The 20,846-nt window shown below is 71.4% G+C and carries 7 protein-coding genes, 1 pseudogene and 1 CRISPR repeat array; of the genes and pseudogenes, 4 read left to right on the top strand and 4 right to left on the bottom strand.

The genetic code is table 11. From position 1 onward, the window contains the following. The 4 genes and pseudogenes from ACFXKG_RS40230 to ACFXKG_RS40215 all read left to right on the top strand — a co-directional run. A pseudogene (locus tag ACFXKG_RS40230) lies at nucleotides 1–86 on the top strand (IS5/IS1182 family transposase); the annotation flags it as partial. 954 nt (nucleotides 87–1,040) lie between these two features. Further along, on the top strand, nucleotides 1,041–2,612 hold the full coding sequence (locus ACFXKG_RS40225) for a DUF4331 domain-containing protein (RefSeq protein WP_384850273.1): 1,572 nt from the start codon (nucleotides 1,041–1,043) through the stop codon (nucleotides 2,610–2,612). A 131-nt stretch (nucleotides 2,613–2,743) separates the two neighbouring features. After that, entirely contained in the window at nucleotides 2,744–4,117 is a 1,374-nt protein-coding gene (locus ACFXKG_RS40220) for a hypothetical protein (RefSeq protein WP_384850271.1), read from the top strand. Further along, entirely contained in the window at nucleotides 4,114–5,766 is a 1,653-nt protein-coding gene (locus ACFXKG_RS40215) for a nickel/cobalt transporter (protein WP_384850268.1), read from the top strand. Before ACFXKG_RS40220 ends, ACFXKG_RS40215 begins: the two co-directional genes overlap by 4 nt. Nucleotides 5,767–6,232: 466 nt before the next feature. Here ACFXKG_RS40215 and ACFXKG_RS40210 read toward each other — a convergent pair whose 3' ends face one another. Genes ACFXKG_RS40210 through ACFXKG_RS40195 form a run of 4 tightly spaced genes read right to left on the bottom strand, consistent with a single transcriptional unit; the run spans nucleotide 6,233 to nucleotide 18,787 of the window. Next, the gene (locus ACFXKG_RS40210; protein WP_384850265.1) at nucleotides 6,233–7,033 is read right to left on the bottom strand and encodes an ABC transporter permease; all 801 of its coding nucleotides are present in this window, start codon (nucleotides 7,031–7,033) and stop codon (nucleotides 6,233–6,235) included. Next, nucleotides 7,021–8,136, bottom strand: coding sequence for an ATP-binding cassette domain-containing protein (locus ACFXKG_RS40205; RefSeq protein WP_384850262.1), 1,116 nt, complete (start codon nucleotides 8,134–8,136; stop codon nucleotides 7,021–7,023). Before ACFXKG_RS40205 ends, ACFXKG_RS40210 begins: the two co-directional genes overlap by 13 nt. A gap of 38 nt (nucleotides 8,137–8,174) precedes the next feature. Next, nucleotides 8,175–8,381 carry an MbtH family protein gene (locus ACFXKG_RS40200; RefSeq protein WP_384850259.1) on the bottom strand — a complete coding sequence of 69 codons (207 nt, stop codon included), beginning with the start codon at nucleotides 8,379–8,381 and terminating at the stop codon, nucleotides 8,175–8,177. Then, on the bottom strand, nucleotides 8,378–18,787 hold the full coding sequence (locus tag ACFXKG_RS40195; RefSeq protein ID WP_384850257.1) for an amino acid adenylation domain-containing protein: 10,410 nt from the start codon (nucleotides 18,785–18,787) through the stop codon (nucleotides 8,378–8,380). The genes ACFXKG_RS40200 and ACFXKG_RS40195 overlap by 4 nt, the downstream gene beginning before the upstream one ends. 1,221 nt (nucleotides 18,788–20,008) lie before the next feature. Then, nucleotides 20,009–20,709: direct repeats of the CRISPR family, unit length 29 nt; unit sequence GTGCTTCCCGCGCGAGCGGGGGTGAACCG. Nucleotides 20,710–20,846: the final 137 nt, after the last annotated feature.

Here is a 20,846-nt window from a genome sequence, read left to right as displayed (position 1 = left end):
GGCGCATCTTCTGCGTAACCCGGTGCAGTCCGAACCGCATGACGTCAATTGTCAAAGCGGCCCTCACCCTGAAGCGGCAACGCTGAAGAAGCTCATTGTTCTCCAGCCGCCCGGCAGGACGGCGGGCATCCGTATGGCAACACCACCGCTCTCGCCTGTTCGGGTGAATCATGTCCGGGGTGTGCCTCCGGGGCAATCCATCCTGCCGTCCGCGCCGAATTACCTCACGGTCGGGGACGAGGAAGGCGGCCCCACGCCGAATATTTCGGCCCCAGCGGAGAGAACGCTGGGCGGCTTCCGTAGATAGTCGTGCCCTTTTCTCGTAATTCGGTCCGGTGATTCGGTGCCAAGATATTTTCACAGTCCGACTCGCTGATATTCCCGGCGGGAGGCATTCGTGCCGCCGGGGTGAGAAACGCTGTCCGGAACCCCTCGGGGATTCAGGGAAGACGGACAGCATCAGGCGGGGGCCGCATCCAAGGAGCGGAGATGTGGCCCCCGCCGTCCACGCACCCATCTCCCCGGTGCTTGGAAGACCGTTGGGAGGGGAGCGTGCCCGGCAAGGAGTCATTCCGGGGTCGCGGAGCACCTGGCAGAGGAATCGCAGGAATTTTGAAGAATCGATTATTCGACGGATGTCTCCCGCGCGCCCCTTTTTTTATTGATGCGAGGGGTTCGCGATAACGGGGGTGTGGTATCGATTGGCCTAGTCCCTCGCTTCGTGTCGGGCGTGATTCCCGGCTTCTCCCTCCCGAGTATTTGGCACCCTTCACCTGCGGTTCCTTTCTGGATGGTTGAATGGGAGGGAGGCGATGAGGGGGTGCATTGGCTCTTGCGGTGAATTCTTCGTGCTTCTCTGTCTCCGCGTGCCGGATCTCCGGTGCGTGGTGATGTCGACCGGTCAAGGTGCCTTCGCAGAAGCCGCCGGGACATGTTCCGCTGTCCGCCGGGCGATTTCGCGCTTCCCCCATCCGAACCCTGGTGTCCGTGTGCGGCAGCGCCGTATCCGGGGTCGGGTGACTTCGCAGTGAGAGGACTTCATGAAGCCCCCTTCGGTACGGCCTCGTGCGCGCCGTGTCCTGGATCGTTCCCTCCTCGTCCTTGGTACGGGCGCGCTGGCCACCGGGCTCGGCGTGCTGACTCTGGCGCCGGGTGTCAGCTCCGCCTCCAGTCACCGGGAGGCACCGCTGATCGCCGGTGATCCCCGGGCGGACAACACGGATGTGTACGCGTTCACCAGCCCGGACAAGTCCGGCACGGTGACCCTCGTCGCGAACTGGATTCCGTTCGAGGAGCCCAACGGCGGACCGAACTTCTACCCGTTCGCCGATGACGCCCGCTACCACATCAAGATCGACAACACCGGGGACGGGCGCGCCGACGTCACCTACACCTGGTGCTTCCGCAACATCATCAGGGACAGCGCGAACCAGTTCCTCTACAACACCGGTCCCGTACGCAGGATCGACGACCCGAATCTGAACTTCCGGCAGGTGTACGACCTGACCGTCACGGAGAGGGGGCGCACCCGCACCCTGCTGGAGGGCGCTCCGGTCGCGCCGTCGCGGGTGGGGCCGGCGTCGATGCCCGACTACAAGGCGCTGCGGGATCAGGCCGTACGCAAGGTGCCCGGCGGTGCGAAGGCGTTCGCAGGTCAGGCCGACGATCCGTTCTTCGCCGATCTGCGGGTCTTCGACCTGCTCTACGGCGGGAATCTGAGCGAGACCGGCCAGGACACCCTGGCCGGCTACAACGTGAACTCGGTCGCGCTCCAGGTTCCCAAGAAGGCCCTGGCGCTGCGGGGGAACCCGGCCCGCAACCCGGTCGTGGGCATCTGGTCCACGACCGAGCGCCAGGGAGCGGCCGTCACGGACAGCCGCGCCAAGGACAGGACCGGCAACGACTGGCGGCAGGTCTCCCGGCTGGGCAACCCTCTGGTCAACGAGGTCGTCGTACCGCTGAAGTACAAGGACGCCTTCAACTCGATCTCTCCGGACCAGGACCGCACCGTGCAGCCGGTCGTCGACAAGGTCTACGACCCGATCCTGCCCAAGGTGATCCAGAAGGTGTACGGGATTCCCGCGCCGAAGACGCCACGGGATGATCTCGCCGAGACCTACCTGACCGGGATCTGTAAGGCGTGCGGTCCGATCAAGGCCGATCTGAACGCCCACAGCCTCAACAAGGACGCGAATCCGGACCAGCTCGTCCCGGCCGAGGAACTCCGGCTCAACATGGGCGTTGCCCCCACTGCGAAGCCGCAGCGGCTCGGTGTGCTCGCCGGCGACTTGGCCGGGTTCCCCAACGGCCGGCGGCTGACCGATGACGCCATCGACATCTCCTTGCAGGCGGTCGAGGGCGCGGCCAGGACCGGTGTGCTCGTCCCCGCGCTCAAGGACGGCGACAAGGTCAATGCCAACGACGTCGGCTTCGGAGGGGCGTTCCCGTATCTGGCACTGCCTCACACCAAGGCCGTGAACTCGCCCAGGACGGGGGCCCAGCGGTCCTCGGTGCTCCACACCAACAGCGCGGCGGCGATCGGCGGAGCGGGCGCGCTGCTGCTGGGCGCCGGCGGGTTCCGCGCCTGGCGCCGCCGGGTCATCACCGGCTGACGCCCAAGGGCCGGTGGGCAGGGCAGGTCTCTCCTACGACCAGCCCCTGTCCTGCCCACCGGCAGGCGTCACCGTCAGCGGTCGTCACCCATCTCCCATCCGTCATCCGATCGTGCTTCGCGAGGAGGACTGTGCCTCAGCCGGCCAGCCACCCCAGTCCCCACCCCCTGCCCCCGCCGTTCGACGCGCGGGCTGGCCGCGGAGGCCGAAGACGGCTGCGCGGTGCGGTTCTCGCACTGGCCCTGGGCGCGACGTTCTTCGCCGCGGGCGCGTTCGGACTGGAGGGAGGAAGCTCCCCGGCCGGAGGCAGCTCGACGGCGGCCGTACGGTCCGGGTCTCCCGAAGCGATGCGGGAGCGTCTGCGCCGGCTGCCGGAAGATGCCCCGGGCTGGGCCTCTTTGGGCATGGCCTACGTCCAACAGGCCCGCACTACGGCGGATCCGGCCACCTACGACAAGGCGGAGTCCGCGCTGCGGACCTCGCTGAAGGTACAGCCGCGGGACAACTACGCGGCCCAGACCGCGATGGGCGCACTGGCCGCGGCCCGGCACGACTTCGGGGCGGCTCTGGAGTGGGGCCGCCGGGCCGTCGCCACCAACCCGGCGGGGTCCGGGGCGCACGGAGTGCTCGCCGACGCCCACACCCAGCTCGGCCAGTACGAAGCCTCCTACCAGGACGTCCAGCGCATGACCGACCTGCGGCCCGACACCGCCTCGCTCGCCCGCGCCTCCTACACCTGGGAACTGCGCGGCGACATCCCCCGGGCCCGCGCCCTGATGGAACGCGCGCTCCAGGACGCCCCGACACCGGGCGACCAGGCGTTCGCCCGCGCCCATCTCGCCGCACTGGCAGCGGAGTCGGGGGACGCGCGCACCGGGCTGCGGGAGGCGGAGCACGGCCTGCGAGCCGTCCCCCGCGACCCTCAGCTGCTGGAGACACGAGCCCGCGCCCACCACGCCCTCGGCGACAGCCGTCGCGCCGTCGCGGACTACACGGCGGCGGTGGCGATCGCTCCGCTGCCCCAGTACGTCCTGGGCCTCGGCGAACTCCAGGAGTCCCTCGGCCACCCGGCCGCCGCGCAGGAGCAGTACGCGCTCCTGCGCGCCCAGGAGCGGCTGCGGGCGGCCTCGACGGCCCCGGCCGACGTGGACGCCATCCTCTTCGAGGCCGATCACGGCGACGCCCGGCACGCCGTCGCGATGGGCCGTACCGCCGTGGAGAGCCAGCCCTTCATCGCGGTTCAGGACGCCTATGCCTGGGCTCTGCACCGCGCGGGACAGGACACGCGGGCGCTGCCGTACGCGGACCGCGCCCTGGCACTCGGCACCCGCAGCGCACTCTCCCATTACCACCGCGCGGTGATCGAACGCTCTCTCGGCAACCTGACGGCGGCCCGCCGGGACCTGGAGACCGCCCTCGCCATCGACCCGCGCTTCCATCCTCTGCACGCCCCCGCCGCACGGACCGCCCTCCGTGCGCTCCAGCGAATCGGTCCCGCCTCATGAACGGCTACAGATCCCCCCGGCTCCGCCGCGCTGCCACCGTCTGCGCCCTGGTGGCGGGCCTCGCGGCCGCATCCGCCACGGTGTCCGCCGCGCACCCTCTGGGCAACTTCACCGTCAACCACCACACCGGGCTCACCCTGTACCCGGACCGTATCGACGCGAAGCTCGTCGTCGACCAGGCCGAGATCGCGGCCGCGCAGGAGCGGGTACGCGTCGACCGTGACGCCGACGGCACGGTCGACGCCGCGGAAGCCCGTACCCACGCGCGGCACGAGTGTGCCACCGCGGCCGGACGGCTGCGCGTGGAGGCCGACGGCCACCGATTGGCATGGACGCGGGCGAGCGGTTCGTTCACCTACCGTCCGGGCGAGGCCGGACTCACCACGAGCCGGCTCACCTGCACGCTCACCTCGGCGACGGACCTGCGCCGCCCGTCACACATCAGCGTGCACACCGGATACGACACCGACCGGATCGGCTGGCAGGAGATCACCGCCCGCGGCGTCGGCATCACCCTCACCCACTCCGACGTGCCCACGCGTTCCACCACCGACGAACTGCGGCACTACCCCACGGACCCACTGGCGGACCCGCTCGACCAGCGCTCCGCCGCACTGCGCACCGCGCCGGGCGACGGCGGAAACGCCCCGGGCCGCGTGTCGGACGTCCTGCCCGGCGCCGGACCCCTCACCACAGCCCTGGACCGCGTCGCCGCAGTGTTCGACTCCCTCGTCGGCAGCCGCGAACTCACCGTGCCCGTCGGCCTCCTGGCCCTGCTCCTCGCCGTGGTCCTGGGTGCCTCGCACGCCGTACTGCCCGGCCACGGGAAAACCATCATGGCGGCCTACCTGGCCGGCCGACGAGGCACCCCCAGGGACGCGGTCAACGTCGGTGCCACCGTCACCCTGACCCACACCGCCGGCGTACTCGTCCTCGGCCTCACACTGCCCGTCGCCACCACACTCGCCGGCGAAACCGTCCTGACCTGGCTCGGCGCCGCCAGCGGACTACTCGTCACCGGCATCGGCCTGTGGCTGCTGCGCGCCGCCCTCCTCAACCGCCCCACCCACGGACACCACCACGCCCACGACCACATCCATGGTCACCACGACGACGGGCATCATCACCACCACGAAGTCGACCACGGGCATCATCACGGCGACGTCACACCCCGCCCGCGAAACGAGCGGACGGAACCGTCACCCCGTCAGGGCACAGCCCTCGCCGTACTCACGAAGACGCGCAGCCACACACTCTCCAGCCACCCAGTGCACAGCCATGCGCCGCACAGCCACCGGCCCCCCGCCACCGCGACCCGCGGCGGACTGATCGGCATGGGCATCGCGGGCGGACTCGTCCCCAGCCCCTCCGCCCTGGTCGTCCTGCTGGGCGCCGTCGCCCTTGGCCGTACGGCCTTCGGCATCCTCCTGGTCGTGGGCTACGGACTGGGCATGGCCACCACCCTCACCCTCGCCGGTCTCATCCTCGTACGGCTGCGCGACCGCATCGAGCAGAGGTCACGTACCAGCACCAAGCCCCGGCCGGCGTTCTTCCGGTGGCTGGCCCGGACCGGCCCCGTGGCCACTTCCACCCTCGTGCTGCTCGTCGGCATCGGACTCACCCTCAGGGCCGCATCAGGCCCCTGGTGAGACCCCACGCCGGAAGCTCCGTGGGCCTGCCATGTGCCCGCGGTCGGTAAGAGCCCTGGAAACGCGCAGCGACGCTGGCGGGAGATCTGGTGACTGAGCGACAGCATCACGTGCTGCGGGCCTCGCACCTGACATCGGACGCACCGTCGAGTCCGTGCCGCGCATTTTGAAGGTGTAGCGCGAACAATTCTCTTGCCACCAACTGGGTGAGTGAGGAGGAATCGGCGACCACGCGAGCTTCCCCCCGGGCCGGAAACAGATCGCCGACTCACCTTCGGGAAAGCCGCCCGCGCCACCTGCACAGTCTTTACCGGAACCTCCAATCGACATCCTCCCCGAACGACAACGCCTGCTCCTAAGACCATTACCAGGCTTTGACAGCCGACGTCACGCACCGGCCTGAATCAACCGGCAGGGTCTTTCCGCGGCGCTGGGCCCGGCTGCCGGTCGGTGCCAACCCGGGTCATCAGCCCACCGTCACGTGCCGGAACCTGCTCAGAGCCATCACCATGAACGCCGCAGTGATCGCCGCCGCGCACAGTAGGGCGTACGGCAGCGCGTGCACGACGGGCCACGCGTCGCCCTGCACGATGCCTCCGGGTGGCGGGTTGCCGAAGAGCCGGCGGACCGCGGTGGCGGTGGCCGAGACCGGGTTCCACTCCGCGACCGTCCGCAGGGGACCGGGCATTGTGGCGGTCGAGACGAAGGCGGAGGAGACGAAAGTGACGGGGAACAGCCAGATGAGACCGGCGCTCTGGGCCACCTCCACGCTCCGCGCCATCAGCCCGATGGTGGCGCCGACCCAGGACATCGCGAAGGCGAAGAAAAGGATCAGCAGATACGCGAGCAGCGCCTCGCCGGGTGAGGTGTCGATGCGCCAGCCCACGAGCAGCCCGCAGAGGGAGGTCACGGCGAGGGTGACCGCGCTCATGGTCAGGTCGGAGATGGTCCGGCCCAGGATCACGGCCATCCTCGGCATGGGCAGCGAACGGAACCGGTCGACGATCCCCTTGTCCATGTCGTGGGCGAGACCGAGCGCGGTGAACGCCGCGTTGAACGTGACGGCCTGGGCGAAGATGCCGCCCATCAGGAACGTACGGTAGTCGGCTCCGCCGAGGCTGCCGCCGAACACGTAGGCCAGGAGCAGGACGAACATCACCGGCTGGACGAGCGCCGCGATCACCGAGCCCGGCGTACGGCGCAGATTGAGCAGATTCCGCCACGCGATGATCGTGGCGTCCCGCGCGACCCGCTTCACCGATGCCATGGGTGGTCCTCCCCAGCCGGTCCGTTGGTTGCGGGACTCACTCCGGCTCCGGCCCGTGGCAGGGTGTCGGTGAAACCCGAGGTCTCGTCGGCTCCGGGTGCCCCGGTGGCCGATACAGCCCTGGAGACCGACGCGACCGGCTCCGGGGCGGTGCGGGACCCCTCCTCGGTGAGGGCGAGGAAGGCGTCGTCGAGTGTCGGCGGCGCCAGTTCCACGTCCTGGACGGCGATCCCCGCGCGGCGCAGGCAGCCCAGCGTGTACTCCAGGGTCTCCGCCCCGTGGTCCGTGGTGACCGTGAACCGTCCGGTGCGCCGGTCCAGGTCGGGGGTATGGGTGCCGAGCGCGTCCAGTACGGCGTATGCCCCCGCGCGGGCCGACGGATCGGCGACTGTGAGCGCCAGCCGCTCGCCCCCGACGCGCGCCTTCAGCTCGGCCGCGGAACCGCGGGCGATGACCCGGCCTCTGTCGATCACCACGATGGAGTCGGCGAGTTGGTCGGCCTCCTCCAGATACTGAGTGGTGAGCAGGACAGTCGTACCGGCCGCCACCAGCTCCCTGACGGACGTCCAGGTGTCGGCCCTGCCTCGCGGGTCGAGTCCCGTGGTGGGTTCGTCCAGTACGACGACGGCGGGACGGGCCACCAGCGCGCCCGCCAGGTCCAGCCGTCGGCGCATCCCTCCGGAGAAGGTGCCGCTCGGTCGGTCGGCGGCCTCTTCGAGCCGGAACCGGGCGAGCAGTTCGGCGGCCCTGCGCCGGGCTTCATGCCGGCGCATCCCGTACAGCCGGCCGACGAGATACAGGTTCTCGCGACCGGTGAGCTTCTCGTCCACCGCCGCGTACTGGCCGGAGAGGCCGAGGCAGGCCCGTACGCCTTCCGGGTCGTCCAGGACGTCGTGCCCGGCCACCCAGGCCCGTCCGGAGTCCGGCCGCAGCAGCGTGGACAGCACCCGGACGGTGGTGGTCTTTCCGGCTCCGTTGGGCCCGAGCACGCCCAGCACGGTGCCGGGCGGCGCTTCGAGATCCACGCCCGCCAGGGCCTGTTTGTCACCGAACCTCTTGGTGAGCCCCTCGGCGCGTATCGCCAGGGGGTGTTGAGCCGCCATTGTTGCCTCTCGTTCGGCGGATCGGGCGTGCGGGCCCTTCAGGCCATGGCGATCCGGGCGCTTCTGGGCGTCAGATCCGTCCAGTTGCGCTCCACGTACTCCAGGCAGGCGCCGTGGTCGGCGGGCCCGAACACCGGCTCCCAACCGGCGGGGACATCGGCGAAGGAGGGCCACAGGGCGTGCTGGTCCTCGTGGTTGACGACCACGCGGTGCTGGGTCCTGGGGTCGTCGAAGGGGTTCGTCATGACCGTTCTCCTTGTGTGGTGCGGTGGGTGGCGCGCAGAGCCGCCGCCACGGTGGTGCCGATCTGCTCACGAGCGGTCGGCTGCATCATCTGGGCGTGCGCGCACGCCACGTCGTGGTTCTCGATGTGTCCGCTGATGTACGGCGCCCACAGACCGAGCCCGAAGGCGTCGGCGGGACGCCCTTCGGTGGCAGCGAAGAAGAGGACGGGCCCGTGGAACATTCGCGGGGTGTACGCCCGCATCAGCCGTGCCTGGCCGGCGAAGTTGTCGACCATCGCGTCGATCGTGGCCGGTTCGAGCGACCCCAGGGGGCTGCCCGTACGGCGGAACTCGTCCCGTACGGACGCCGCGTCGACAGCCTCCGTGCCCGCCAGGACATCCCCGTCCACCCCCAGATTGGCCAGCAGCGCGCGGAAGACCGTGTCCCGGCCGGCGCTGTCCAGGTCGTCCAGCGGGGCCAGCGGAAACGCGTCCGCGATGGTGAGCAGATCGACCCGCTCACCGGACTCCTGGAGCTGCACCGCCATCTCCTGCACGACATTGCCCCCGAAGGACCAGCCGAACAGGTGGTACGGGCCGTGCGGCTGGACCGTGCGTACCTCGGCCACGTACACGGCCGCCATCGCCTCGATGGAGTCGGGGAAGGGTGCCTCGCCGTCCAGGTTCGGGGTCTGGAGGCCGTACACCGGCTGGTCGCTGTCCAGATACGGCAGCAGTCCGCCGTACGACCAGGCGAGCCCGCCGGCCGGATGGACACAGAACAGCGGGGGACGGCCGCCGGAGGCGCGTAGCGGCAGCAGCGTCGCCAGCGGGTCGTCGTCCGCCGCGTCGAGCAGCCGGTCCGCGAGCGCGGCGACGGTCGGCGCCTCGAAGAGCGTACGGATGGAGACGTCCACGCCGAGCGCGGCACGCACCCGGCCGATGAGCCGGGTCGCGAGAAGCGAATGGCCGCCGAGGGCGAAGAAGTCGTCGTCGATCAGCACCTGCTCGACGCCGAGGACCTCCGCGAACAGCGTGCACAGGACGTCCTCGCGCGGGCCACGCGGGGCGCGTCCCCCGGAGCCGTACCGCCCGGGTGCCGCGGGGGCGGGCAGCGCCCGGCGGTCGAGTTTGCCGCTGGGGGTGAGCGGGATCCGGTCCAGGCCCTGCCAGCCGGAGGGCACCATGTAGGCGGGCAGACGGCGCGCCACGTGCTCGCGTACGGCGTCGAACCCGGCTGCGTCGAAGTCCTCGGCGGACCCGGAGGCGGGGACGACGTAGGCGGCCAGCCGCGTGCCGTCCTCGCCCTGGTGGGCGATCACGGCGGCCCGGCCGACGGCGGGGTGCGCTTCGAGGACCGCCGCGATCTCGTCGGGCTCGACACGGAAGCCGCGGATCTTGAGCTGGCTGTCGGAGCGCCCGGCGAATTCGAGGGCGCCGTCGGCGGTGCGGCGCGCGCGGTCGCCGGTGCGGTACATCCGGCTTCCCGGCGGGCCGTACGGGTCGGGCAGGAACACGCGCGCGGTCTCCCCGGGCCTGCCGTGGTAGCCGAGGGCGAGGCTGTCACCGGCGAGATGGAGGTCCCCGGGCACGCCGGGCGGGGCCGGTCGTAGCGCCGCGTCCAGTACATAGGCGCGGGTGCCCGCCACCGGGGCGCCGAGCACCGGGCGGTCGGCGGAGTCGAGCGCAGCCTCCAGGGTGTCCACGGTCGCCTCTGTCGGACCGTAGAAGTTCCAGCAGCGCACGTCGGGGACGGCACGCAGTTCGTTCCACAGCCCGGCCGGGACGGCCTCGCCGCCGAGGATCAGCACAGCGGGCCGGTGCTGTGCCGCCTGGTCCAGGAGCCCGGCGTCCAGCAGATGCCGTACATGGGTCGGGGTGGTCTCCAGGACGTCGAGGCACCGGGCGCGGACGTTGGCCACGAGCTCTTCGGCGTCGCGCCGGGTGAGATCGTCCACGAGGTGGAGGTGGTGCCCGTCGAGCATCCAGAGCACCGGGTCCCACGATGCGTCGAAGGAGAGCGCGGCGGTCAGCGCCACAGCGAGCCGCTCCCGGCCCGCGGCGCGCACGGCGGGGGCGAAGACCTGAGTCCGGTGGTGCTCCAGCAGCCGGGCAAGGGAGCCGTGACCGACCAGGACACCCTTGGGGCGGCCGGTCGAGCCGGAGGTGTGCAGGAGGTACGCGGCGTCCCCGGAGACCGGTGGCGCCCAGCCGAGGGGGCCGGCCGGGATCTCCGGGGCGTGCGCCGCCGCGTCGCCGTCCAGCACCAGCCGGGGAGCGGCGCCGGGGATCAGGCTCTCGGTCGCCCGCACGGTGACGGTCAGCCGGGGGCGGGCGTCCGCCAGCACCGCTTCTATCCGGCCCTCGGGAAGCGAGGTGTCGATCGGCGTGTGGACGGCGCCCGCCTTGAGCACGCCGAGCAGGGTCGCGATCGAGTCGGTCGATCGCGGCAGCAGGACCGCCACGGGGTCTCCGTGCCGTACCCCCGAGGCGTGCAGCAGGGCGGCGATCCGGTCGGAGCGCGCGTCGAGCGCGGCGAAGGAGAGCCGCCCGTCGGGCGCGGTGACCGCGATGTCCCCGCTGCGCGCCCCGGCGACCGTGAGCGCGAAGCGGTCAAGGACGGTGCCCGGGTCGCCGGGGACCTGGCCGCCGTCGCCGAGTGCCAGCAGCCGCGCCTCCTCCACGGGGTCCAGCAGGCCGAGGCCGGAGAGCGGAGTGTCGGGGGCGGCGACCGCCCGCTCCACCACCCGGGCGAACCACCGGCCGATCCGGTCGGCCGTGGCGGGGTCGAAGAGATCCCGGCTGTACTCCAGGGTGCCCTCCAGCACTGCGGGCCCGCCCTCGGCGCCGGGCCGTTCGGTGAAGCCGAACGACAGGTCGAACTTGGCTCCCCCGGTGTCCACACCGCCGAGTTCGGCGTGGAGCCCCGGCAGGTCCAGCCGGGGCGGGCGGGTGTTGTTCAGGGTGAGCATCACCTGGAACAGCGGGTGGCGGGCCAGGGAGCGGGTCGGCTGGACCTCCTCCACCAGACGCTCGAAGGGAAGTTCCTGGTGGGCGTAGGCCGCGAGATCCGTCTCCCGTACCCGGGCCAGCAGTTCCCTGAAGGTCGGGTCGCCGGAGGCGTCCACCCGCAGGGGGAGAGTGTTGACGAAGAAGCCCACGAGGCCGTCCAGCGCCTCGTCCGTCCGGCCCGCGACAGGCGTGCCGATGGTGAGGTCGTCGCCCGAGCCCAGCCGTCGCAGCAGCACCGTCAGCGCGGTGTGCAGCACCATGAAGGTGCTGGCGGCGTGGGACGAGGCCAGCTCGGCGACGGCGGCCGGGACGGCGGGCGGCAGCCGGAGCGAGACCGTACCGCCGTCGCCGGTGGGAACCGCGGGCCGCGGACGGTCGGTGGGCAGCGGGGTCTCCTCGGGGGCCCCCGCCATCCGGGCCGTCCAGTAGGCGAGTTGACGGGCCAGCAGCGAGTCCGTGCTCTCCGGGCCGCCGAGCAGGGTCCGCTGCCACAGGGTGTAGTCGACGTAACTCACCGGGAGAGGGGACCAGTTCGGCGCGCGGTCCGCCGTCCGAGCGGCGTAGGCCCCGGCGAGATCCTCGGCCAGCGGCCCCATCGACCAGCCGTCGGCGGCAATGTGATGCACCGTCACCAGAAGGAGATGCCGGTCCCCGGCCAGTTCGAACAGCTCGGCACGCAGGGGGATATGGCGGGACAGGTCGAAGGGGCGGGTCGCGCGGTCGCGCAGCACACCGTCCAGAGTGGACTCCTCGACTACTGTCACCGGCAGCCCGAGGCGGGCGTCGCCCGGGTCGAGCACGGCCTGGAAGGGCTCACCGCCGTACTCCTGGACGACCGTGCGCAGACTTTCGTGCCGGGCCACCACATCGCCCAGCGCGCAGTGCAGGGCGTGCCGGTCCAGATGTCCCGTCAGCCGTACGGCGATCGGAAGGTGGTAGGCGCCGTCGTCCGGGTCCATCCGGTGCAGGAACCACAGCCGTTGCTGGGCGGGCGAGAGCGGCGGGCGGGCCGGCCGGGTGGCGCGCCGCAGGGCGAGGCGTGCGGCGCCCGCCTCGTCGAGGCGCTCCGCGAGAGCGGCGGGCGTGGTCGACTCGAACAGCGCGCGGACCGGGAGTTCGACGCCGAAGGCGGCCCGGACACGGCCGACCAGACGGGTGGCGAGCAGGGAGTGGCCGCCGAGTTCGAAGAAGTCACCGGCGCGGGAGACCTGCGCGACCCCCAGGCTCTCCGCGAACAGCGCGCACAGGATCTCCTCGCGCGCCGAGCGGGGCGGATCCGCGTCTGCCGCCGCGGTTCCGTCGGTCTCCGGCGTCACGGGGAGGGAACCGAAGTCCACCTTGCCGTGCGCGGTCAAGGGGAGCGCGTCGACCCGTACCACGGTGGAGGGGATCATGTAGCCCGGCAGCCGGTCCGCCGCGAAGGACCGCAACTCCGGCACCGGCGTCCGCTGGCCGTCGCAGGGCACGACCCAGGCGACGAGCCGGCCCGTGCCCTCGGTGTCCGGCCGTACGGTGACGGCCGCCTGCGCCACACCGGGGTGACCGGTCAGCGCGGCCTCGACCTCGCCGGTCTCGACCCGGAAGCCCCGCACCTTGATCTGGCCGTCGGCGCGCCCCGCGTACTCCAGCCGGCCCTCCCTGCGTCGCACCAGGTCCCCGGTGCGGTACATCCGGCTGCCCGGCGGACCGTAGGGGTCCGGAAGGAAGCGCTCGGCGGTGGTGGCGGAGCGGTCCTCGTACCCCCGGGCCAGACCGGCCCCGCAGAGGTACAGCTCGCCGGTCACCCCGGGGGCCACCGGACGCAGCCGTGCGTCCAGGACCCGCGCCCGGGTGTGCGCCACCGGATGGCCCAGGTGCGGCCGGCTCCCGGGGGCGATCCGGCCCATCACACTGTCGACGGTGGCCTCGGTGGGCCCGTAGAGATTCCACACGGCGACGTCGTCCAGGGAGCCCAGCTCGTTCCACAGCGACTCGTTGACGGCCTCCCCGCCGAGCGCGAGGACCCGGGGCCGGGGCCGGCCCGCCGCGAACAGCCCGCAGACCCTGAGCTGTTCCAGGAATGACGGGGTGGTCTCGACGACATCGATCCCGCTGTCCTGGAGGAAGGCGGTGAGCCCCTCCGGGTCGCGCCGTACGGTGTCGTCCACCAGGTGCAGTTCGTGCCCGGCGATCATCCACAGCAGCGGGTCCCAGGACGCGTCGAACGTCATGGCGGCGGTCAGGGCGACGCGCAGCGGCAGGCCGTTGTTCTCGCTCTCCGCCGGTGCCATCAGCCTTTCCTGATGGCTCGCGAGAAGGTTGGCCAGCGCCCGGTGCTCGACGACCACGCCCTTGGGGCAGCCCGTGGATCCCGACGTGTAGAGGACGTAGGCCGCGTCCTGGGCGAGCGGCGGCGCGGGCAACTCTCCGTCGGTCCGCCGCCACGTCTCGGGATCGTCCAGCGGCAGGAGATCATGCACAGGGGGCAGCGAGTCTGCCACCTCCGCCGTGGTGACCACGAGTCGGGGCGACGCGGTGTCCAGGATCAGTTCGTTGCGGGCTCGCGGATGGGACGGATCGAGCGGTACATGGACGGCGCCGGCCCGGAGTACGCCCAGCAGCGCCACGACATACAGTGAGGTCCGGGGGAGCGCGACGGCCACCCGGTCGCCGTGCCGGACGCCCGCCGCGTACAGGGCCCGGGCCAACCGTTCGGCACGCTCGTGGAGTTCACCGAAGGTGAGTCTGCCGTCGGTGGCGACGACCGCAGTGCGGCCCGGAGTGACGATCACGCGGGTCGACAGCACGTCCAGTACCGTCCAGTACGGCACGTCGAGCCCCGGGTGTCCGGGCGGAGTCTGCTCCCATGGGCGGGGAAAGGCTCGCGGCAGTTCGTCCAACGCGGCCTGGTGCTGGTCGGCCGTCAGGAAGTCGAGGTCCGGGTACGGCAGATCGGGTGCGGTCAGTGCGGCGGTCAGCAGCCGGACGAAGTGCTCCGCGAACCGCTCAGCCGTCCTGCGGTCGAACAGCTCCTCGCTGTACTCCAGTTCACCGCTGATGCCGGCCGGGGCTCCCGCCCCGTCATGGTGCTCCCGCAGGTCCCAGGTCAGGTCGAACTTGGAACCGCCCCGCCCCACCGAGGGCTCGTGGCGGACCGTCAGATCTGCCAGGGTGGCACGCGGGGGCGGGGTGTTGTTGAGGCTGAGCATCACCTGGAACAGCGGATGGCGCGACAGGGTGCGAGCGGGGGCCAACTCCTCCACGATCCGCTCGAAGGGCAGCTCTTGGTGGGCGTACGCGGTCAGGTCGGCGTCCCGTACCCGGTGCACGAGCTCCCGGAACGTGGGGTCGCCCGAGGTGTCCGCGCGCAGCACGAGCGTATTGACGAAGAACCCGACCAGGTCGCCGACGCTCTCGTCGGTACGCCCCGCGACCGGAGTGCCGATCGCGATGTCCTCCCCGGCGCCGAGCCGGGTCATGAGGGCGGCGAGCGCCGTGTGCAGCACGATGAAGGCGCTCGCCCCGTCGGCTCCCGCCAGCTCCGCGAGCGCGCGATGGGCCGCCGGGCCGATCCGTACGGGTACGGAGGCTCCCGCGCCCGAGGGCCGGGCCGGGCGCGGCCGGTCGGAGGGGAAGGTCACCTCGTGGGCCAGCCCGCCGAGGGCACCGGACCAGTGGGAGAGCCGGCGCCGGGCGAGGCTGCCCGCGTCGCGGGGGTCGCCCAGCAGCTCCCGCTGCCACAGCGCGTAGTCGGCGTACTGCACGGGCAGCGGCCCCCAGGCGGGCGCCGTGCCGCCCCGACGCGCGGTGTAGGCGTCGGAGAGGTCACGCATCAGCGGCGCCATGGACCAGCCGTCGGCGGCGATGTGGTGCAGCGTCAGCACGAGCAAATGGTCCTCGGCGCCGTACACGAACAGCTCCGCCCGCAGTGGAAGACCGTGCTCCAGGTCGAACGGGGAGGCGTCCGGCTGTACGGCCGTACCCTCCGCCGCCGACACGACCAGCGCGGGCCGCGCCGACTCCGCCGGCAGGACGCGCTGATACGGGCCGTCCGCGTCCTCGGCGAAGACCGTCCGCAGGCTCTCATGGCGCCCGACCAGGTCCTCCAGGGCGCCGGAGAGCGCCGTACGGTCCAGCGGGCCGGTCAGCCGCAGCGCGACCGGCAGGTGGTACGCCGTGCCCGCCCCGCCCATCTTCTCCAGCAGCCACAGCCCCTGCTGGCCGGAGGAGAGCGGCAGCCGGTCCGGGCGTGGCACGACCGCCGTCAGCGGCGGGCGGGCCGGTGACGCGGTGTCCAGCAGCCTGGCCAGGGCCGCCGGGGTCGGTGACGCGAACAGCGACCGGATCGGGATCTCCGCCCCGAAGCGCCCGCGGATCCGGCTCACCAGTTGTGTCGCGAGCAGCGAATGCCCGCCCAGCAGGAAGAAGTTGTCGTCCACCCCGACCCGGGGCAGGCCCAGGCAGTCCGCGAACACCTCGCACATCAGCGCCTCGTCCGGGGTGCGCGGCGCGCCGCCGGACGACGCGACCGGACGGGCCCACGGCAACCTGCTGGTGTCCAGTTTGCCGTTGGGGGTGAGCGGCAGCCGCTCCACCGCGGCGTAGGCGGTGGGCACCATGTGCTCGGGGAGCACTGCGGCCAGCGCGTCCCGTACCGTCGCCGCGTCCGGCTCCGGGAGGCCCGTCTCCGGCACCCAGTACGCTGCGAGCCGTTCCGGGCCGTCCGCGGGGGCCGTCAGCACCACGGCCGCCCCGGTGATCCCGGGCAGCCCGCGCAGGAACGCCTCGATCTCGCCGGTCTCCACCCGGTGGCCGCGGAGCTTGATCTGCCGGTCGCTGCGGCCCAGGTACTCCAGCGAGCCGTCCGAGCCCCAGCGGGCCAGGTCCCCGGTGCGGTACATCCGGCCGCCGGGCGGCCCGAACGGGTCGGGGAGGAACCGTTCCGCCGTCAGTCCGGTGCGGCCCGCGTAGCCGCGCGCGACGCCTTCGCCGGAGAGGTACAGCTCACCGGTGGCGCCTTGCGGCAGGGGGTGGAGCGAGGGGTCCAGCACATATGCCCGCGCCCCGGCGACGGGGCGCCCGATGACCGGCTTGTCCCCGGTGACCCGGCTGGTGACCGCGTTGACCGTGGTCTCCGTCGGGCCGTAGAAGTTGAACACCAGCAGATCGGGGTGGGCGGCGAGTTCGTTCCACAGCGCGTCGTCGACGGCTTCACCGCCGAGCGCGATGACCCGTGGCCGGTGGCCGCCCGCGGTGAGGAGCCCTGCGGCGATCATCTGCCGGAGGTAGGTGGGGGTGGTCTCGATGGCGTCGATACGGTGCGCGGCGAGAAATTCCACCAGTGCCTCGGGATTCCTGCGGGTGTCGTCGTCGACGAGGTGGAGTTCGTGTCCCGCGACCATCCACAGCACCGGGTCCCAGGACGCGTCGAACGAGGTCGCGGCGGTCAGGGCGACCCGCAGTCGGCGGCCCAGCGCCCGCTCGGCGAGCGCGTGGGAGTCGTGGCGGTGGTGTGCGAGCAGATTGCTCAGGGAGCGGTGTTCCACGACGACGCCCTTGGGGCGGCCTGTCGACCCGGAGGTGTAGATGATGTACGCGGCGTCGTGCGGTCCGGGACGGACCGGCTCGCCGTAGGCCGGGTTTGCCGCCGCTGTGTCCACGAGCGCCGGGTCCACCAGGGGGAGCGCCTTCGCGGCGTGCAGCCGGGCCAGGCCCTGAGTCGCCGCCACCAGTACGGCCGGACGCGCGTCCTCGATCATGTACGTGAGCCTGTCGGCCGGATACGCGGGGTCGAGGGGCAGATAGGCCGCGCCCGTCCGCATCACCGCGAGCATCGTGGCCACCAGGTCCGTGGAGCGGGCGAGCCCGACCGCCACACAGGTCCCGGGGCGGGCACCCCGTGCGGACAGCACGGCGGCGAGAGCGGTGACCCGCTCCGCGAGCCCGTCGAACGTCAGCCGGATCTCCCCGTGCACCACCGCCGTCGCGTCGGGTGTCCGGCGCGCCTGGCCGGTTAGTTGCTCGGGGAGCGTCTTCACCGGCTCCGCCGAACCGGGGCGGGCGTTCTTCCCGGCGCCTAGGCCGATGACCCGGCGCTGTTCGTCGTCGCCCACGATCGGCAGGGAGCCGATCTGACGGTCCGGGTCGTCCGCGAACGCCTTGATCAGCCGACGGAGGCGCTCATGGTGCCCGGCCAGTTCGACGTGGGAGTAGAGCCCCGGATTGCCCAGCAGATCGATCCCGAGCCCGCCGTCACCGTACGATGCGTGGACCGCGACGGTCAGGTCCGCCACGGGGCCGATCGAGAGATTGTGCAAGGTCGCGGTGCCGGCGCCGAAGCGCAGGGTGTCGTCGAAGGCCAGCACATTGACCGAGGGGCCCGTCAGGGGCTCGTGCCGTCCGGTCAGACCGCGCTCGGCGCGCAGGCTCTCGGCGGGAAAACGCTGATGCCTGAGGATCCGCCGCGCCTGGGCAGAGGCCCGCTTGGCGACGTCCGCCACCCGGTCCGACGCGGATATCTCCAGCCGTAGGGGCAGCACTTTGGAGAGCATGCTCGGCGTGGCACGCGTCAGCGGCGTACGCCGGCCGGTGACGGGAAGCCCGAGCACGACCTCCCCGACTCCGCGGCTGCGGTGCAGATAGACCCCGGTGGCCGCCATGAAGAAGGTCGGCCAGGCCACCCCCGCCCGCCGCGCCGAGGCACGCAGCCGATCCGCCCCGGACGCGTCGAACTCCTTTGCCACGGAATGGAATCCGTGCCCGGGCGCCGCCGCTTCCTCGACGAACCCGGTGGGTGCGGGCGCCCCGTCCAGGTACTCCGTCCAGAAGGCACGGTCGGCCGTGTACGTCTCCGAGTCACGGTAGGCATGGTCCTCCCCGACGACAGCTTCGAGTCCTGCACCCGGCGCTCCGGCGGGCAGAGCCCGTGCGGCGCCTGGCCGCGTGTAGACCTCGGCGATACGGGCCAGGGCGAGGGCCGCCCCGTAACCGTCCAGTGCGAGATGGTGCACCTGCTGGTGGAAGAGATGGCGTTCCTCGCCCAGCCGGTAGAGGACCATCCGTACCAGGGGCCCCCGGGCGATGTCGGCGGGCGCCGCCAGGTCCGCGCGCATCCGGCGCAGTGCCTCGCCGTGCGGGTCGTCCGCCGCGGACAGGTCGACCAGCGGGATGCCGACGCCGCCGGACGCGTGAACCGTCTGGAAGGGAACGCCGTCACGTTCCCCGAAGGTGAGCCGCAGCGCGTCCGTCTCCGCGACCACCTGACGTACGGCAGCCCGGAGACGCGCCGGATCCAAGGGGCCGATGACGTCGGCGTATTCGGCGACGTTGTACGAAGGATTCTCCGGATCGAGCTTCTGCGCGAACCACAATCCCCTCTGAGCGGCAGTCAGGGGAAGGACCTGCGGGACAGCGCCGTCGTACATCGCGTCGGTCACGGATTTTTTACCTCTACAGGTTCTCGCATCGAAAAGCGCACGGAAGAGCGCACGGACGGCTGTTCGCCGGGCCACGACCAGCTCTTCTCGAAGATCGCCGTCGCCCGAAAGGTGCTTCCGGGAATGTGTTCGGAGGCGCGGCACCGGCGGATTGCCGTTGTGATCCAGCCCACATGACGAACGCTCAGCTGGACCCGGATGCCGCGAGGAGAGATGAGTCACATCTGCCGGACGGACCGATCCGCTCTCTCACCGGCAACGGACACCCGGTTGACCATGCTGTTGCGTAAGAGACTTGGAGAAACCCTTGAGTACTGCCCATTCGATGCTCCGCTGGGGAATGGCGACCGCGACCGCAGGAGCGATTCTTCTGATATCGGCGGGCGGCGCGGCTGCGGCGCCTGTTTCCGCACCCGAGCGGAAACAGCTCACGGCTACAGCCGCTTCGCCGAACGTCTACCGCGGCATTCAGGGGGGCAATTTCTGTCTGGTTTCCCGCTGCACTGTCGGTGATTCCGGAACGAGCGGCCCGGCGGGACCGAGCAATACCCAGGGTGTCAACTTCTGTCTGCTGGCGATCTGCACTGTGCGCCCCTGACCCGGTTCACACTCTTCAGATAGCCGCCGAGCTCGTGCATCGAGGCCATCGCGAGCTTGTCGCCGTCGGCCGAACCCACCGAAGCGCCTGTCGGATGCGCGCTCCACACAAACAAGTACGGCGGTTCTCCGACATCCACGTAGCGCCGGAGCTGCTCTTCGCCGGGGTGGCTGGTTCCGTCGTCCGCGGTTGCGGGGTTCCCGCCCGCGCTCACGGTGGCGGATCGAGCAGCCGAGGTCGACGGGCTGTCTGCCCGTATTGTTCCACCGGTGATCGCTCGCTTGTTCTGACCCGCTTAAATGCCGAAATTGGATCTGGATGATGGCTGCTTGGTCCGTGCATGGTCCGGATCTTGGTCCGTACTCTGGGCTTGGACGAGGATCCAGAGGGCGCGGACAGCTCCGCTTGCAGAGCGGCTTCGTGTTGGGGCCCAAGACTGCCGAGTGGCTCTGGGGTGAAGTGGCTGCGTTGTGGGCTTTACGTACCCCCGAGTTTTCGGTGTGCTGATGGCCCCGAGGCTTCAGCCGGGACTTCAGCAGACAGCTCTGGCATCATGAGTGGTGATGGCGACTGACGACGGTCAAGGAATGGCAAAGCACCTCTGAAGCTGCAGGTCAGGAAGAGTGCTTCCCGCGCGAGCGGGGGTGAACCCACCGCGACGTGAACGGCGACCCGATCTACGGCGTGCTTCCCGCGCGAGCGGGGGTGAACCGCTCTACGCCACGTACAGCGCGATCGCCACGGTGTGCTTCCCGCGCGAGCGGGGGTGAACCGAACCGGGTCCGCCAGGCCGTGAACCCCGAGCCGTGCTTCCCGCGCGAGCGGGGGTGAACCGTCGTGGTGAGGCGGAGGATCTTCCTGAACGATGTGCTTCCCGCGCGAGCGGGGGTGAACCGCTACTGGTACTACCCCCTTTCCGGGGAGGACGGTGCTTCCCGCGTGAGCGGGGGTGAACCGCGACAACGAGGAGCATCCGATGCCGGAGATCAGTGCTTCCCGCGCGAGCGGGGGTGAACCGGCCCCCCCTGATCACCGGCGCCGATCACGACAGGTGCTTCCCGCGCGAGCGGGGGTGAACCGAGCCTGTCCGATCAGATCGCCGCCCGGGACAAGTGCTTCCCGCGCGAGCGGGGGTGAACCGCGGACCCGGGCGGCCACCCGCGAGGAGGCCCTGTGCTTCCCGCGCGAGCGGGGGTGAACCGCAGATGACGGACGCGGAGTACTCGCAGGCCCGGTGCTTCCCGCGCGAGCGGGGGTGAACCGGTCCCGCCGAAGCGCCGCAGGTCGGTCTTCTTGTGCTTCCCGCGCGCGCGGGAAGCACTCGTCCGCCGTGCCGTCGCAGACGTACCCAGCCGGTTCACCCCCGCTCGAGCGGGGGTGAACCGCCGCGGACGGCGGCCGCGGTCCGTGCCGACCAGTGCTTCCCGTGCGAGCAGGGGCGAATCGCGTTGGGGTATTTGC

Source organism: Streptomyces sp. NPDC059255 (assembly GCF_042752355.1).
Taxonomy (GTDB): domain Bacteria; phylum Actinomycetota; class Actinomycetes; order Streptomycetales; family Streptomycetaceae; genus Streptomyces.
Note: the sequence above shows the minus strand (reverse complement) of the source record. Positions and strands in the feature narration are given on the sequence as shown.